General features: G+C 69.9%; 13 protein-coding genes and 2 pseudogenes. 1 reads left to right on the forward strand and 14 read right to left on the reverse strand.

The window, feature by feature from the left end; translation table 11 throughout:
• The 8 genes and pseudogenes from KDM41_13050 to KDM41_13085 all read right to left on the reverse strand — a co-directional run.
• On the reverse strand, positions 1 to 298 hold a 298-nt coding region (locus KDM41_13050), incomplete at its 3' end, for a BrxA/BrxB family bacilliredoxin (protein MCB1184356.1).
• Between the two features lie 35 nt (positions 299 to 333).
• Positions 334 to 837: an SUF system NifU family Fe-S cluster assembly protein gene (locus KDM41_13055; protein ID MCB1184357.1), complete on the reverse strand. Its 504-nt coding sequence runs from the start codon at positions 835 to 837 to the stop codon at positions 334 to 336.
• The gene (locus tag KDM41_13060; GenBank protein ID MCB1184358.1) at positions 834 to 2,093 is read right to left on the reverse strand and encodes a cysteine desulfurase; all 1,260 of its coding nucleotides are present in this window, start codon (positions 2,091 to 2,093) and stop codon (positions 834 to 836) included. The genes KDM41_13055 and KDM41_13060 overlap by 4 nt, the downstream gene beginning before the upstream one ends.
• A complete protein-coding gene (sufD, locus tag KDM41_13065) occupies positions 2,093 to 3,406 on the reverse strand; it encodes a Fe-S cluster assembly protein SufD (protein ID MCB1184359.1) in 1,314 nt (437 codons plus the stop codon). The genes KDM41_13060 and sufD overlap by 1 nt, the downstream gene beginning before the upstream one ends.
• The gene (sufC, locus tag KDM41_13070) at positions 3,403 to 4,170 is read right to left on the reverse strand and encodes a Fe-S cluster assembly ATPase SufC (protein ID MCB1184360.1); all 768 of its coding nucleotides are present in this window, start codon (positions 4,168 to 4,170) and stop codon (positions 3,403 to 3,405) included. Before sufC ends, sufD begins: the two co-directional genes overlap by 4 nt.
• 57 nt (positions 4,171 to 4,227) lie before the next feature.
• Positions 4,228 to 5,721, reverse strand: a complete 1,494-nt coding sequence (sufB, locus tag KDM41_13075; protein MCB1184361.1) for a Fe-S cluster assembly protein SufB — start codon at positions 5,719 to 5,721, stop codon at positions 4,228 to 4,230.
• Positions 5,703 to 6,241: pseudogene (locus KDM41_13080) on the reverse strand (SUF system Fe-S cluster assembly regulator). Before KDM41_13080 ends, sufB begins: the two are co-directional and overlap by 19 nt.
• 232 nt (positions 6,242 to 6,473) lie before the next feature.
• Positions 6,474 to 7,067 (reverse strand): YdeI/OmpD-associated family protein, encoded by a 594-nt coding sequence (locus KDM41_13085; GenBank protein MCB1184362.1) that lies wholly within the window; start codon positions 7,065 to 7,067, stop codon positions 6,474 to 6,476.
• Between the two features lie 105 nt (positions 7,068 to 7,172).
• Here KDM41_13085 and KDM41_13090 point away from each other — a divergent pair, with 105 nt between their 5' ends.
• A complete protein-coding gene (locus KDM41_13090) occupies positions 7,173 to 7,514 on the forward strand; it encodes a hypothetical protein (protein MCB1184363.1) in 342 nt (113 codons plus the stop codon).
• A gap of 57 nt (positions 7,515 to 7,571) precedes the next feature.
• Here KDM41_13090 and KDM41_13095 read toward each other — a convergent pair whose 3' ends face one another.
• The 6 genes and pseudogenes from KDM41_13095 to KDM41_13120 form a co-directional block, all read right to left on the reverse strand.
• A complete protein-coding gene (locus KDM41_13095) occupies positions 7,572 to 8,387 on the reverse strand; it encodes an alpha/beta hydrolase (GenBank protein MCB1184364.1) in 816 nt (271 codons plus the stop codon).
• A 102-nt stretch (positions 8,388 to 8,489) separates the two neighbouring features.
• Positions 8,490 to 10,514 carry a sodium-translocating pyrophosphatase gene (locus KDM41_13100; protein ID MCB1184365.1) on the reverse strand — a complete coding sequence of 675 codons (2,025 nt, stop codon included), beginning with the start codon at positions 10,512 to 10,514 and terminating at the stop codon, positions 8,490 to 8,492.
• Positions 10,515 to 10,700: 186 nt separating this feature from the next.
• Positions 10,701 to 11,471 carry an FKBP-type peptidyl-prolyl cis-trans isomerase gene (locus KDM41_13105; protein ID MCB1184366.1) on the reverse strand — a complete coding sequence of 257 codons (771 nt, stop codon included), beginning with the start codon at positions 11,469 to 11,471 and terminating at the stop codon, positions 10,701 to 10,703.
• Positions 11,472 to 11,480: 9 nt separating this feature from the next.
• The gene (locus KDM41_13110) at positions 11,481 to 12,773 is read right to left on the reverse strand and encodes a hypothetical protein (protein ID MCB1184367.1); all 1,293 of its coding nucleotides are present in this window, start codon (positions 12,771 to 12,773) and stop codon (positions 11,481 to 11,483) included.
• 16 nt (positions 12,774 to 12,789) lie between these two features.
• Positions 12,790 to 14,253: pseudogene (locus KDM41_13115) on the reverse strand (fumarate hydratase).
• A gap of 193 nt (positions 14,254 to 14,446) precedes the next feature.
• Positions 14,447 to 15,700, reverse strand: a 1,254-nt coding sequence (locus KDM41_13120; GenBank protein ID MCB1184368.1) for a hypothetical protein, incomplete at its 5' end; no start/stop codon positions are given.

Genomic DNA, 15,700 nt, shown 5'->3' on the forward strand with positions numbered 1-15,700 from the left:
TCGGGCTGCTCGGCGGCACGTCGCCGAAGAGCTCCCGGGCGCGGGCGGTCGCCTCGAGGTCCTGGCCGGCGAACACGGTCGCGACCCGGTCGGGCCGCACCACGCCGCCGATGGCCGCCTTGACGGCCGGACGGGCGCTGCCCGCGGCGCAGCCGCAGACGCTGTTGACCAGCACCAGCGCGGTGCCGTCCTTGGCGGCGAAGAACGCGTCGACCTCGGCGGGCGTGCGCAGTTCCTGCACGCCGGCGGTGGTCAGCTCGGCCCGCATGGGGGCCACCATCTCCTCGGGATAGGGCATGGTCGGTCTCTCCTGTGTCTATGCCGATGGCGGGCTCAGCCCACCTCGTCGTCGTTGCTGTCGACGGCACCGTCCGGTCCCGTCGCTTGATCGCCCTGGCTCGCGAGGATCGCCTCGAGGGCGCGCCAGGGCAGGGTGGCGCACTTGACGCGCGCCGGGAAATCCTTCACGCCGCCGAAGACGGCCAGCTTGCCGAGTCCGTCCGGATCGGGCGTCTTCTCGCCGCTGGTCAGCATGCCCAGGAACTCGTCGAGGATCGCCCGCACCTCTTCGGTGCGACGCCCCTTGAGGACCTCGGTGAGCATCGACGAGCTGGCGGTGAAGATGGCGCAGCCGCTGCCCTCGAAGCAGAGATCCTCGAGGGTGCCGTCGGCGGCCTTCTTCACGTAGAGCGTGAGCTTGTCGCCGCAGAGGGGGTTGTAGCCCTCGCGGTGCAGGCAGCCCTTCTCGTGATCGCAGTCGTGCATGGGCCGGTGGTTGCGCGGGTGCTGCCCGTGGTCCAGCACCAGTTCCTGGTAGAGATCCCTCAGGTCGCTCATACGCGGAAGAACTTTCGGATGCGCTGCAGGCTCGCGGCCAGGGCCTCGAGATCGGCAACGGTGTTGTACAGCCCCAGCGAGGCCCGGGTCGTGGCCGGGACCCCGAAGCGGTCCATGACCGGCTGGGCGCAGTGGTGTCCGGTGCGGACGGCGATGTTGTCGGCGTCGAGGAAGGTGCCCACGTCGTGGGGATGCACCCCGTCCAGGACGAAGCTGAAGACCGCCGCCTTCGCGGCCGCGGTGCCGATCAGGCGCAGACCCGCCACGCCGGCCAGGAGCTCGGTGCCCGCAGCCACCAATTCGTGCTCCCAGGCGGCGATCTCGGCCACGCCCAGGTCGGTCATGTAGTCGATCGCGGCGCCGAGGCCCACGGCCCCGGCGATGTGCGGAGTGCCGGCCTCGAAGCGCGCCGGCGGGTCGGCCCAGGTGCTGCCGGCCATGGTCACCGAGAGGATCATGTCCCCTCCGCCCTGCCAGGGCTCCATGCCGCGCCAGTGGGCACGCTTGCCGTACACGGCACCCACACCGGTCGGGCCGTACATCTTGTGGCCCGAGAAGACGTAGAAATCGCAGTCGAGAGCCTGCACGTCGACCGGCACGTGGGGCACGGCCTGGGCGCCGTCGACGATGACGGGCACGCCCCGCTCGTGGGCCAGGGCGATGATCCCGGCGAGCGGATTGACCGTGCCCAGGGCGTTGGAGACGTGGGTGATGGCCAGGACCTTCGTCCGGTCGGTCAGCAGCCCGGGCAGCCGGTCGAGGTCGAGCTCGCCGGTGTCGGTCAGGGGCACCCAGGTCAGGCGGGCGCCGCTGCGGGCGCACAGCATCTGCCAGGGCACGAGGTTCGAATGGTGCTCCATCTCGGTGACGAGGACCTCGTCGCCCTCGCGCAGGCGCGGCGCGACGAAGGAATGCGCCAGCAGGTTGAGGCCCTCGGTGGCGCCCCGCACGAAGACGATCTCGTCGTCGTGGGCCGCACCGAGGAAATCGCGCACCTTGCCGCGCGCCGCCTCGTACAGCTGGGTCGCCTCCTGACTGAGCCGGTACACGCCGCGGTGGATGTTGGCGTAGTGGCTCCGGTACACGTCGTCGACGGCGTCCAGCACCGGCCGGGCCTTCTGGGCGCTGGCGGCGCTGTCCAGGAAGACCAGGCCCGCATTCGCCTCGTCGGCCAGCAGGGGGAAGTCGGCGCGCACGGCGCCGGAGCGCAGGCGCTCGCGTCCCCGGACCCCGCCAATGCCGGAAACCGGCGCCATCAGCCCCGCCCCCCGAGCAGGCTCGTATCGACCGCGTGCAGGGAGCGCGTCACGATGGCCGCGAGCTCCTCGCGCAGGGCCGGCACGGGCACCGCGTCGATGACCTCGCTGGCGAAGGCCCACGCCAGCCAGGTGCGCGCCTCCTCGAGACTGAAGCCCCGGGCCTGCAGGTAGAAGAGCTCGTTCTCCTCGATCTGGCCGGTCGTCGAGCCGTGGCTGCACTTGACGTCGTCGGCGTAGATCTCCAGGCGCGGGATGCTGTTCATGACCGCGTCGTCCGAGAGCAGCAGGTTGCGGTTCGTCTGGTGGGCGTCGGTCTGCTGGCTGTCCCGGGCCACGAGGATCTGGCCGTCGAAGACGCCGCGCGACCGGCCGTCCAGGATGCCCTTGTACAGCTCCTCGGTGCGGCAGCCCGGCGCGGCGTGATGCACGCGCGTGCGCATGTCGAAGCGCTGGTCGTCGTCGCCCATGTAGAGGGCGTTCAGCACGCAGGCCGCCCCGCTGCCCGCGAGTTCCAGAGCCAGTTCGCGGCGCACGCGGGCGCCGCCGGTGGCGAACTCCCAGCTGCGGTACGCGCTGTCGGCGTCCTGCCGCACGTGGGTGGCCCCGGCGTGTTCGCCGGCCGCCTCGCCCACCACGAGCTTCACGTGGTCGACCCGCGCGCCGGCGCCGCAGACGATCTCGGTCAGGGGCTGTTCGGCGATGCCCGCGCGGCCCGGCGCGAAGCGTTCGACGAGGGTCACGACGGCCCGGTCGCCCACCCGCACGACGTTGCGCACGGGCACGACGCCCGCGCCGCTGTCCGGCCCATGGACGAAGACGAGTTCCACCGGACGGCCCACGGTCACGCCGGCGGGCACGTCGAGCAGCAGCCCGTCGCGCCAGAAGACGTCGTTCAGTGCCGCGAAGCCCGTGGTGTCGTCGCCCAGCACGGCACCCAGCGCGTCGGTCTCATCGACCGCGGCCAGGGACCGCAGCACGACGCCGTCGGGCAGGTCGCCGAGGCGGGACACGTCCGGCGCGAAGACACCGTCCACGAAGACCAGCAGATGGGACTCGGCCAGGGAGGGCAGCACCGCGGCCTGCAGCGAGGCCACCGCGCCGTGGCGGGGCAGGGCCTCGCCCCCCGCCAGGGCACCCGGATCGCCGTGCACCCAGTCCTCGCGACCACGCACGTCCAGGCCGTCGCGGACCAGGCGGTCCAGGGCGTCCTCGCGGCGGGCGGCGTAGCGGGTCCAGGCCGGCTCGGACTCCCGCGTGCGACGGAAGAGCTCGCGGTAGGTCATCGTCTTGTCGGCGGCGGCGGTCCTCACCGGGCCACCTCCCCGCCCGCGGCGGCCTCCTCGAGCCAGCCGTAGCCGTGCTTCTCGAGCTCCAGGGCCAATTCCTTGCCGCCCGACCGGACGATGCGGCCGCCGGCGAGCACGTGCACGAAGTCGGGCACGATGTAGTCGAGCAGGCGCTGGTAGTGGGTGATCATGAGCACCGAGCGCTCGGGGCCGCGCAGGGCGTTGACGCCCTCGGCCACGATGCGCAGGGCGTCGATGTCGAGCCCGGAGTCGGTCTCGTCCAGGATCGCCAGGCTCGGCTCGAGCATGGCCATCTGGAACATCTCGTTGCGTTTCTTCTCCCCGCCGGAGAAGCCGACGTTGAGCGAGCGGCCCATGAGGCCCGGGTCGAGCTGCAGGAGCTTCATCTTCTCCTGGGCGAGCTGGTTGAAGTCGAAAGCGTCGAGTTCCGACTCGCCGCGGTGCCGGCGCTGGGCGTTCAGGGCCGTGCGCAGGAACTTCTCGTTGCTGAAGCCCGGGATCTCCACCGGGTACTGGAAGGCGAGGAAGATGCCCTCGAGGGCGCGCTCGGTGGCGTCCAGCTCGAGCAGGTCGCGGCCATTGTAGGTGACCGAACCGCCGGTCACCGCGAAGGTCTCGTTGCCGGCGAGCACCTGGCTCAGCGTGCTCTTGCCCGAACCGTTGGGACCCATGATGGCGTGCACCTCGCCGGGCTTGATGGCGAGGTCGATGCCCTTGAGGATCGGCTTGTCCCCGATGTTGGCGGTCAGGTTCTCGATGCGCAGCATGGTCGGTCTTTCTCCTTGATTCCGGACGAATCGGTTCCGTTCGGCGGCCACGCCGCCCTATCCCACCGAGCCCTCGAGGCTCACGCTCAGGAGTTTCTGGGCCTCGACGGCGAACTCCAGCGGCAGCTCCTGGAACACCTCGCGGCAGAAGCCGCCGACGATGAGCGACACCGCGTCCTCGGTGTCGATGCCCCGCTGGTTGCAGTAGAAGATCTGGTCCTCGCCGATCTTGGTCGTCGTGGCCTCGTGCTCGACCCGCGCCGTGCTGTTGCGCGACTCGATGTAGGGCACGGTGTGGGCCCCGCAGCGGTCGCCCAGGAGCATCGAATCGCACTGGGTGAAGTTGCGGGCGCCGTGGGCGTTCTTGCCGATCTTCACCAGGCCGCGATAGGTCTGGTCGCCGCGGCCGGCGCTGATGCCCTTGCTGACGATGTTCGAGCGGGTGTTGCGGCCGAGGTGGATCATCTTGGTGCCCGTGTCGGCCTGCTGGTGCATGTTCGTCAGGGCCACCGAGTAGAACTCGCCGATGGAGTCGTCGCCCTTCAGCACGCAGCTCGGGTACTTCCAGGTGATCGCCGACCCGGTCTCGACCTGGGTCCACGAGATCTTCGAGCGGTCGCCGGCGCACAGGCCGCGCTTGGTGACGAAGTTGTAGATGCCGCCCTTGCCGTCCTTGTCGCCCGGATACCAGTTCTGCACCGTGGAGTACTTGATCTCGGCGTCGTCGTGGGTGTAGAGCTCGACCACGGCGGCGTGCAGCTGGTTCTCGTCGCGCTGGGGCGCGGTGCAGCCCTCGAGGTAGCTCACGTAAGCGCCCTCGTCGGCCACGATCAGGGTGCGCTCGAACTGGCCGGTGTTGGCCGCGTTGATGCGGAAGTAGGTGCTCAGCTCCAGCGGGCAGCGCAGGCCCTTGGGGATGTAGACGAACGAGCCGTCGGTGAACACGGCCGAGTTGAGGGCCGCGTAGTAGTTGTCCGTGTGCGGCACGACCTTGCCGAGGTACTTCCTCACGAGCTCGGGATGGCGCTCGACGGCCTCGCTGAAGGACATGAAGATCACGCCCACGGCTTCGAGCTTCTCCTGGTGGGTCGTCGCCACCGAGACCGAGTCGAAGACCGCGTCGACCGCCACGCCCTCGAGGCGCTTCTGCTCCAGCAGCGGGATGCCCAGCTTGTCGTAGGTGGCCAGGATCTCCGGGTCGACATCATCGAGCGACTTCTTCTCCGACTTCTTCTTCGGCGCCGAGTAGTAGCTGATGGCCTGCAGGTCCGGCTGCGGGAACTGCGGCTTCTGCCAGCGGGGCGGCGCCATGGTCTGGAAGTGGGCGAAGGCCTTCAGCCGGAATTCGAGCAGCCACGCGGGCTCGTTCTTCATGGCCGAGATGTAGCGGATGACGTCCTCGTTCAGGCCGGGCGGGACCGTGTCGGCCTCCACGTCGGTCACGAAGCCCCACTCGTATTCCTTGGCGGAGAGCTCCTCGAGCATCTTCTTCTCGTCGGGAGTCCCGGGATGCGTCTGCTCCGGGGACGGCGTCAGCGGCTGGGATTCCATGTCAGATCGCCACCTCGTCGTTGTGCAGATCGGCGTCGCCGGCGTCGACGTCGTCGTTGGCGCGCAGGGCCCGCAGCGCCGGCGTCGGCCGCAGGGGCGCCAGTTCGTGGATCACCGAGCCCGCCATGGCGCGCAGCGAGATGCCGCGCAGCGTCTTCAGCAGCTCCTGGTTGATCCAGCTCCAGTTGGGCTTCAGACCACAGGTCGACTCGATCTCGCAACCGCCGCCGTCGGTGCCCGAGCACTCGGTCAGGGCCATGGGGCCCTCGAGGGCTTCGAACATTTCGGCCAGGGAGATGTCCTCGGGCCGTCGCGCCAGGGCATAGCCGCCGGCGGCGCCCCTGGTCGAGTTCAGCAGGTCGGCCCCCGACAGGGTCTTGAGCAGTTTGCTGACCGTGGGCAGGGGCAGACCGGTCTCCGCCGCCAGGTCGCGGGCCGTCACCGGCTTCGCCGACTCCTGCCGCGCCAGGCTGGCCATCAGGCCGATGCCGTAATCCGTAAGTTTGCTGACTTTGAGCATTCTCGTAACCACATTCCGCAAGCGGGGTTACCGCGTTTTCCAGATCATATAGTACTCAATGGGTACTCTTTACGTGCTGAAAACTATACCGAAATGGTCCCAGACGCAAGGAACAGTTGCAGTTTTTTTTGATTATCGCGCGGAGAGGGAGCGGGGGCGCAGCCCGCCCGCGGATGCGGTTCGTGTCCGGGACGGGGAAAGCGGCCCGATCGCGGCACCGTTCGGGCTGTGGTCAGCGGCGATAGCGGTCGTTCAGCCCCGCCCCCTCCCTGATCAGGGGCAGGATCTTCGCGACGCGACGTCGGCGCGTTTCCTCGCGCTTGGCCTCCGCCACGTGCTCGGCGTACTCCCGGCGGCAACCCGCGGAAAGGGCCGCGAATGCCCCCGCCGCCGAGGGGTCCGCGGCCAGGGCCGCGGCCAGTTCGGCCGGAACGTCCACCGGCCGGCCCCGCTCGGGCCGGATCTCCCGGCCCCGGCGCTGGTTCTCCATCGCCTCGCGCACGTAGGCCCGCACTTTCGTCCGGGGAATCCGGTCGGCGGGGCCGAAGCGCCACTGGCGCTGGGCCCGGGTCTTGCCCTCCTGGGCGTTGACCAGCACCCCGTCCGGATCGTCGAGCAGGGCCCCCTGGAAGAACCACAGGCCCACGTAGCTCTTGAAGGCGCCGAGCCCCACCACGTTCCTGCCCGCGAGGCAGTAGACCGGAGAGCCCCACTTGATGGTCTCCTCCAGGCCTTCCCGACACAGCACCTCGCGCAGCGTCGTCAGGGACGCAGCCCACGCCGGGTGCGCCGCGATGTAGGCCTCGATGTCGCCTAGCTTGGCCATGGGAACTCCTCCGACTCGGGTCTTGCCGACAATTCCGGATTGACCTTATCCTAGTTTTGAACGGGGGCGCTGGCCAGAACGATTCTCGAGCCGGGAGGAACGGACTTGGAACGACGTGAATTTCTGCGGAACGCCGGGTTGGTCGCGACCTGGGCCGGAGTGGCGATCACCCTGGGCGGTTGCGGCGACGACGACGATCCCGCAGCGCCGGCCGGGACCGGAGACGTCAGCGGTGCGATCGGGACGAACCATGGGCACACGGTGACGATCACCGGGGCGCAACTCGACGCCGGCGCGGCCGTCACCCTGACGCTCACCACGGGCAACGGCCACACCCACACCGTGGCCCTCGATGCGGCCCAGGTGGGCGACGTCGCCGGCGGGACCACCGTCGCCACGGTGTCAGCCACCTCGGCGGGCCACACCCATACGGTGACCTTCAACTAGCCGCCGCCGCACCGCGCCTTGTCGGGCCCGTCCTCCCGCGAGGACGGGCCCGTCGCGTCACCGCAGCACCGCCCGGAATCCGTCGGCCTTGGTCGCCCGGAAGATCGTCGTGTGCTTCTCCTGCGGCCGCGGATCGTAGGTCCAGGCGAGGTCCGCCGGCGCCGCGGTGCGCAGGGCCGCCGCCAGTTCCTCCACCCAGGGCACGATGTCCGTCTCGTCGGCGCAGGTCAGGTAGAGGCGCTGGGGCCCGGTCCTGCGCTCCGCCAGCCGCACGGCCGCCCGCCGGGACAACTCGTGGTCGTTCCACCACAGGGCCGGGCTGATGGCGATCCAGCGGTCGAACAGGTCGGGCTGCAGGAAGAACGTCTCGACGATGAACAGGGCCGCCGCCGACTCGCCGATGATCGTGCGGTCGTCGGTGACCCGGTACCGCGCGGCGACGGCGGGCATGAGCTCCTCGGCGATGAAGGCGCGGAAGGCGGCCGAGCCCCCCACCACCGAGGCGATCCGGCGGTCGCTCTCGACGGTGGTCGGCCCGGTCAGGTCGCGGCGCCGCGCGGTGTTCTCGATGCCCACCAGGATGACCGGGGCGATCTCGCCGGCCGCCACGAGCTCGGCCAGGGTGTTGGCGATGTGCGGGAAGTCTTCCTGCACGCCGCCGTCCGGCATGTAGACCACCGGCAGGGCGGCCGTGCTGTCGGCAGCGGCCGGCGGCAGGAAGACGTTGATGACCCGCTCCTCGCCCAGGATCGCCGAAGCGATGGTGAAGGTGGTGTGCGGCGGCACCGGATCGGACGGGGCCGGCTGCCGGGAGCACCCGGCGCCCAGGAGCAGCATGGCGAGGGCGAGCAGGATCCGAACGGAGCGGCGCATGGGTTCCCTCCCGGCAACGGGTCCCGGCGGGACCCCGTGAAATCGAAACGGGGCCCGCTGCCGAAGACAGCGGGCCCCGTGGATCGCGACGTCGGCGAACCGCTACTTCACCAGCAGCGGCGCGATCACCACGCTGATGACCGACATCAGCTTGATCAGGATGTTCAGGCTGGGGCCCGCGGTGTCCTTGAACGGATCGCCCACGGTGTCGCCCACGACCGCGGCCTTGTGGGCCTCGGAGCCCTTGCCGCCGAAGTGGCCGCCCTCGATGTGCTTCTTGGCGTTGTCCCAGGCGCCGCCGGCGTTGGACTGGAACAGGGCCAGCAGCACGCCCGAGGCCGTCACGCCGGCGAGCAGGCCGCCGAGCATCTCCGTGCCGCCGAAGAAGCCGACCACGACCGGCGCCGCCACGGCGATCAGGCCGGGCACGATCATCTCGCGGATGGCCGCGGCGGTGGAGATGTCCACGCACTTGCGGAAGTCGGCGGTGGCGGTGCCCTCCATCAGGCCGGGGATCGTCTTGAACTGGCGCCGGACCTCCTCGATCATCGAGAAGGCGGCGCGGCCCACGGCGTCCATGGCGAAGCTGGAGAACAGGTAGGGCAGCATGGAGCCGAGCAGCAGGCCGACCAGCACCGTGGGCTCGAGCAGGTCGATGCTCTCGAGCTTCACGATGTGCTGGTAGGCGCTGAACATGGCCAGGGCCGTCAGCGCCGCCGAACCGATGGCGAAACCCTTGCCGATGGCGGCGGTGGTGTTGCCCACGGCGTCGAGCTTGTCGGTGCGGGCGCGGACCTCGGCGCCGAGGCCGGCCATCTCGGAGATGCCGCCGGCGTTGTCGGCGATGGGACCGTAGGCGTCGACGGCGAGCTGGATGCCCGTGGTCGAGAGCATGCCCAGCGCGGCGATGCCGATGCCGTACAGGCCGGCGTACTTGTAGGCGACCAGGATGACGACGCCCAGCACGATGATCGGCAGGGCGGTCGACTTCATGCCCAGGCCCAGGCCGGCGATGATGTTGGTGGCCGAACCGGTCTCGCTCTGCTTGGAGATGCCCTGGGCGGGCTTCTTGTCCTCGGCGGTGTAGTACTCGGTGATCACGCCGATGGCGATGCCGCCGGCCAGACCGACCACGGTGGCCAGGAAGACGCCCATGGCGCCCTGGGCCAGCATCATGTCGATCACGAACCACGACGCGACGACCATGATGGCGCCGGCGCCGAAGGTGCCGATGTTCAGGGCCGCCTGCGGGTTGCCGCCCTCCTTCACGCGCACGAAGAACGTGCCCACGATCGAGACGACGATGCCGACCGCGGCCAGCACCAGGGGCAGCATGATCGCGTTGAAGACCGGGATGCCGTTGGCCGCGGCGAAACCGACGCCGAGGATCATCGAGCCGACGATGGAGCCCACGTAGGACTCGAAGAGGTCGGCGCCCATGCCGGCCACGTCGCCCACGTTGTCGCCCACGTTGTCGGCGATGACGGCGGGGTTGCGCGGATCGTCCTCGGGGATGCCGGCCTCGACCTTGCCCACCAGGTCGGCGCCGACGTCGGCCGCCTTGGTGTAGATGCCGCCGCCCACGCGGGCGAACAGGGCGATCGAGCTGGCGCCCAGGGAGAAGCCCGAGATCACCTGCAGGAGGCGCTCGGTGTCCCAGTCGGCGAAGACCTGCGTGTAGATGATGTACAGGAGACTCAGGCCCAGCACGCCGAGACCGACGACGACCATGCCCATCACGGCGCCGCCCGAGAAGGCCACGGCCAGGGCCGTGTTCAGGCCCGTCCGGGCCGCCTGGGTGGTGCGCACGTTGGCCAGGGTGGCGATCTTCATGCCGAAGAAGCCGGCCAGGGCCGACGCGAAGGCGCCCAGCACGAAGCTGACGCCGATCACGGCGTGGCTGCTGGCCAGCTTGGCGTTCCCGAACGCGAGCAGCGCGGCCACGACGATCACGAAGATCGCCAGCACGCGGTACTCGCGGTTGAGGAAGGCCATGGCGCCCTCCTGGATGTGGCCGGCGATGGTCCGCATCTTCTCGTCACCGGCGTCCTGCGCCTTGACCCAGTTGGCCTTGAACAGGGCGAACACCAGCGCCAGAACTCCGGCGGCGGGAATGAGGTAGATCACGCTTTTCCTCCTGCAGGAAGATGAACGGGGTGGACGGTCGGGGCCTGATTCCGGCTTCTCAGTTGGACGCCGGGACCGGAAAAGAGCAGACGCCCACCGTGGGGCGTCTGCCCTGAAATCGGACGAATTCTAGCAGAGAGGGCGTGGCCGTGCAAGCCCGTTCCCGCGAAACTTCGCCCCGACAAACTACTTGCCCGCGATTTCAACGAGTTCGATGTCGAAGACGAGGTCGGCCGCGGGCGGAACCGTCGGCGGTGACCCCTCCCGGCCGTGGCCCATCACCGCCGGGATCACGAGCCGCGCCCGCGTGCCGGCGGCGAGCCCCGGGATGCCGGCGTCCCAGCCCGCGATGACCTGCCCGGCGCCCAGGGTGAAGCGGAACGGCGCGCCGCGATCGCGCGACGAGGCGAACTCGGCGCCCGCGGCGCCGTCCTGCCAGAGCCAACCCGTGTACTCGACGCTGACGTTGTCGCCCAGCTCCGCCACCGGTCCGTCGCCCGCTTCGGTCACCTGCACCTCGACCCGCGGCACGGCCAGCAGCTCGATGTCGAAGCAGAGGGTGGCGTCGGGCGGGATCAGGGGCGGATTGCCCACGGCGCCGAAGGCGAGCTCCGGCCCCACGAGGAGGGTGCGACGGCCGCCGGCGCGCATGCCCGGCAGGCCCTTCTCCCAGCCGGCGATCACGATGTTGCGCCCGAGCGGGAAGTCGATGGGTTCGCCCGCATCGACCGACGACTCGAAGCGCGCGCCGCGGGCGCCGTCGGCCCACAGGAAGCCGGTGTAGTGGACGACCACGTAGTCGTCCGGCCGCACCTCGGTGCCCGTGCCGACGATCGAGTCGGCGTAGCTCAGGCCGGGTTCGAGCTCGACCCACACGGGGCCCCGCTCGCCGCCGCAGCCGGCCAGGACCAGCAGGATGCCGACCGCGGCTGCGGCCGGCCTGGAGAGGTTCGTCATGGTCGATCCTTACGGACGGGGTGACCGGGGCGCCATGATCGCCTCCCGGTTGTTGCGCAGGTACTCCCAGACGAGGACCAGGAAGACCGACCCGCAGAAGGCCAGGAAGGTCAGGATGATCGCGGCCCGGGACTTGCGCGGCCGCACCGGCTTCTCGGTGACGTTGATCGTGCCGATGCGCTCGAGCGGCGAGATGAGCGAGACCTTGATGCGCTCGGTCTCCAGCTCGGAGGTGAGCACCTCGCGCTCGTGGGGCAGGTCGCGCTCGAGGGTGATGTTCAGGTCGCGGATCTTCTGGCCCACGTCGGCGCGCTGCTTGGCCAGGTCGATCTGGCGCACCAGGCGCAGGCGCCCGATCTCCAGCTCGTTCGACTTGACGCGCGACTCGAGGCTGTCGGCCCTGACCGCCTGGGACGCGATGAAGTTCTCCAGCCCGTTGACCGTCAGCAGCAGCTCGCCGACCCGCCCGGCCTGTTCGCGGGTGGCCGACTGCTTCAGCACCTCGACGAGCGGATCGCCGCCGGCCGGGGGTGTGCCGCCCGCGTTCTCCTGCTCGGTGCGCACGGCCACGGCCAGCATGGCTTCCGCGTCGGCCAGGCGCCGACCGGCCGTGACGACATGGTTGCGGGCCGTGGTCACGGCCTCGGTCATCCAGGCGATCTCCGCCTGGCGCCGCTGGATCTGCAGGTCGAGCTCCTGGTCGCGCAGGTCGATCATCGTCAGCTGCCGCTCGCTCTCGGCGATGTCCAGCTCCACGCGCTCGGCCTTGGCGCCGACCAGGTCGATGTCGTTGCGCAGCTTGCGGATCTGGGCCTCGCCGCGGCGCAGCGTCAGGTACAGCGAGCTGCCCATGCTGTCGGCCCGCGCCTGCCGGTTGAAGGCCTTGATCGACTCGTCGAGGGTGAGCGCCGCCAGGCCCGGATCGGTCGAGAGGTTGGTCAGGGTGATCACGTTGCCGCCGGCGACGAAATTCAGGCTCGGGATGTAGGTGGCGCGGATGACCGGCCGCCCCTTCGCCGCCTGGAACGGCGGCAGCTCCTTCAGGTCGCGCCAGTAGAGGAAGCCGTCGAACCAGGTGGTGATGTCCTGCAGGGCCCACTCGCGGTTGGGCAGGCCGTTCGGATTGTAGCTCACCACGCCCGGCCGCACCTGGGCCGTCGCCCGGTAGAGGGGCTTGACGACGATGCCGTAGCCGATCCCCGCCGCCAGGCCGAGGGCCGTCAGGATGAGGATGGTGAACCGTCCCCGGTACAGGATGTTCAGCAGCCCGGGGACGGTCAGCAGGGGTGTGTCGTTCTGCAAATGGTGCTCCTTCGGGTCAGCCCAGGATCGCGCCGAGCCTGCGGCCCGAACTCTCCAGGACCTGCGCGTGCAGCGAACCGCCGTGGGAATCCATGGTCACCACGGCCGGGAAACGCTCCACGCGGAATTCCCAGATCGCCTCCGGCGATCCGAACTCCTTCTCCATGTGCACGCCCTCGACGGCCACCACGCGCTCGGCCAGGACCTGGGCCGCGCCGCCGATGGCGTGCAGGTACACGCCGCCGACCTTCTGGCAGTACTCGAGGGTCTTGGGGCCCATGCCGCCCTTGCCGATGACGGCGCGGATGCCGTACTGCTCCATCAGCGGGCCCTGGTAGGGCTCCTCGCGGATGCTCGTGGTGGGGCCGGCCGCCTTGACGACGTACTTCCCGCCCTCCTTCACCACGACCGGACCGCAATGGTAGATGATGCTGTCCTTCAGGTCGACGGGCGGCTTGCCGCCGTCGTGCAGGTACTTGTGGACCGCGTCGCGGCCGGTGTAGACCAGGCCGGTGATCTCGACCATGTCCCCCACCTTCAGGGCGCGGATCTTCTCTTCGGTGAACGGCGCTTCCAGCAGCATGATCCGACCTCCCTAGTAGAGCCAGCGGGTGATCTTCCCGCCTTCGCTCAGTTGGAATCCCTGGCGCCGGAACGCCCAGCACATGTAGGCGACCGAGACGTAGAACGAGGCCGGCACCCGGTTGCGGTGGGTGATCTTGACCCCGATCACGGTGGTCTCGCCGCCGAAGCCCATGGGACCGATGCCGAGGCTGTTCGCCTCGGTCATGATCTGCTTCTCGAGCCTGGCGAGGGTCTTGTCCTCGTGGGTGTCGTCGAGCTTGCGGAAGAGGGTCTCCTTGGCCGCGATGTAGCCCGAGCCCCGGTCGCCGCCGACGCAGACGCCGAGGATGCCCGGTCCACAGCCCTTGCCCTGGGCCTGCACCACCGAGTCGAGCAGGCACTTGCGCACGCCCGCGAGATCGCGACCGGCGCCCAGGCGCGTGTCCGGCAGGCTGTACTGGGTGCTCACGTTCTCGCAGCCGCCGCCCTTGAGCATCATCTTCACCGTCAGGGCCTTGCCCTTCGCCGGATGGAAATGGAAGCTCGGGCTGCCCGGGCCGAGGTTGGTGCCCGAGTTGACGCCCGTGATGGAGTCGACCGAGTTCTGGCGCAGGTAGCCGAGCTTCGTGGCCTTCACGACGGCCTTCTCGTAGGCCTTGCGGAAGGTGATCTCGTCGCACCAGGCGGGCAGGTCGGCGTAGCAGATGATCGTGCCGGTGTCCTGGCAGAGGGGCTGCGATTTCTCGGCGGCCATGGCGATGTTGTCGTCGATGACCTTCAGGGCGTACTGGCCGGACGAGCCCTTCATCTCCTTGCGCAGGCCCTTGTGCAGGGCCTTGCGGACGTCCTCGGGCAGGTCGGTCGAGGTGCGGCGGATCAACTCCAGCAGGAGGTCCTGCAGGGTCTTGTTGTCCATGACGGCTCCTTCGGGAACTCCGGGCGGAACTCTTGACGATCTCACCAGTGAGGGGCTGAGCGCATCGTCCCAAAACCGCCTGCATAGTAGCCCCCGCCCCCGGGCCGGTCAACAGGCGTCCCCGGCCCCCGGCACGAAACGAGGGCCCCCGGTCGGGGGCCCTCGTCCGTCGTCGCGACGCGGTGGTCGGGTGCTACTCGTCGACCCCGCCGCCGCCGCCGGTGTTGATCGAACGGAAGACGATGATGGCGCCGTCGATGTCGCCCACGAAGCCCTTGGCCAGGGGATCGTCGATGAACGGGGTCACCAGCAGCGTCTCGCCCCAGGAGATGAGCACGCCGAGGCGATCGGTCTCCTGGTCGAGGCCCGAATCGGCGACGTAGTTCAGCTCGGTGACGAAGAGCTCGCGCAGGAGTTCGGCCTCGACGCCCCGCGGCCGCCGCTTGAGCAGGTCGTAGGCCTCCTCGAGCTCCCGGCCCGGCGTGAACACGTACGGATCGGGCTGGTACAGGCCCGCGATGACGTCGAGCAGCGCGCGCAGCTCGTCCGGACCGGGGTAGTTCTCGTCGTGGCCCCAGCCCTCGCCGCAATCGTCGTCGTGGCGACCGCCGCGGCCGTGGCCACCGCGGTCGTGGTCGTGCCCGCCGGCGACCCGGCCGCTGTGCTCGGCGATGACGGCCCGCCGGAAGACCTTCTGCCAGTAGCTGAGGGGGCGGGCCACGGAGATCAGCTCGCCCACGTCCAGGTCGGCGATGATGGCCTCGACGTCGGGCACGAAGCCGAAGTCGATCCCGTCCGCCGGGCCCTCGGCCGTGACGACCAGGGGCGTCGTGGCGGCGAAGTTGGCCCGCAGGTCCTCGTTGAAGCTGCCCGCGTGGGCCAGGGTGTCGACCTGCACGGTGTAGGCGCCGGCGGGACCGCTGAAGGTCCAGCGGCCGTCCGCGTCGGTGGTCACCGCGACGGTGGCGCCGGCGGCGTCGGTCACGTCGACGACCACCTGCGGGATGCCGTCCTCGAACTCGCCCTGCACGCCGTCGCGGTCGGCGTCGACGTACACGGTGCCCGTGATGTCGACGGCCTCGGCCGGCGGGGCGGCGAGGCTCAGGCCGGCGGCGACCCAGCCCAGCGACGCGCCGAGGGGATCGGTGGTGTCCAGGCTCACCAATTCGACCGTCACCGCGGTGTCGCCGGCCGGCACCGTCACCGGCAGCACGAGCGAGTCCCAGGCGAGGCCCGGTCCGTTGCCGAGGGCGTCGTCGAAGACCTGCTGGCCGGCGCTGGTGGTGACGAGGATGCGGTTGGGCCGGTCTTCGCCCACGCTGGCCACGAGCAGCAGCAGATCGGCCGTGCGCTCCGTGTCGGCCGCCTGCACCGGGAAGGTCTGGGGCACGGTGGCGTCGAGCGTCGGCGCGAAGCCGAAGAAGGCCATGTCCAGGCCGTCGACGAG

The organism is bacterium, assembly GCA_020440705.1.
GTDB lineage: Bacteria > Krumholzibacteriota > Krumholzibacteriia > LZORAL124-64-63 > LZORAL124-64-63 > JAGRNP01.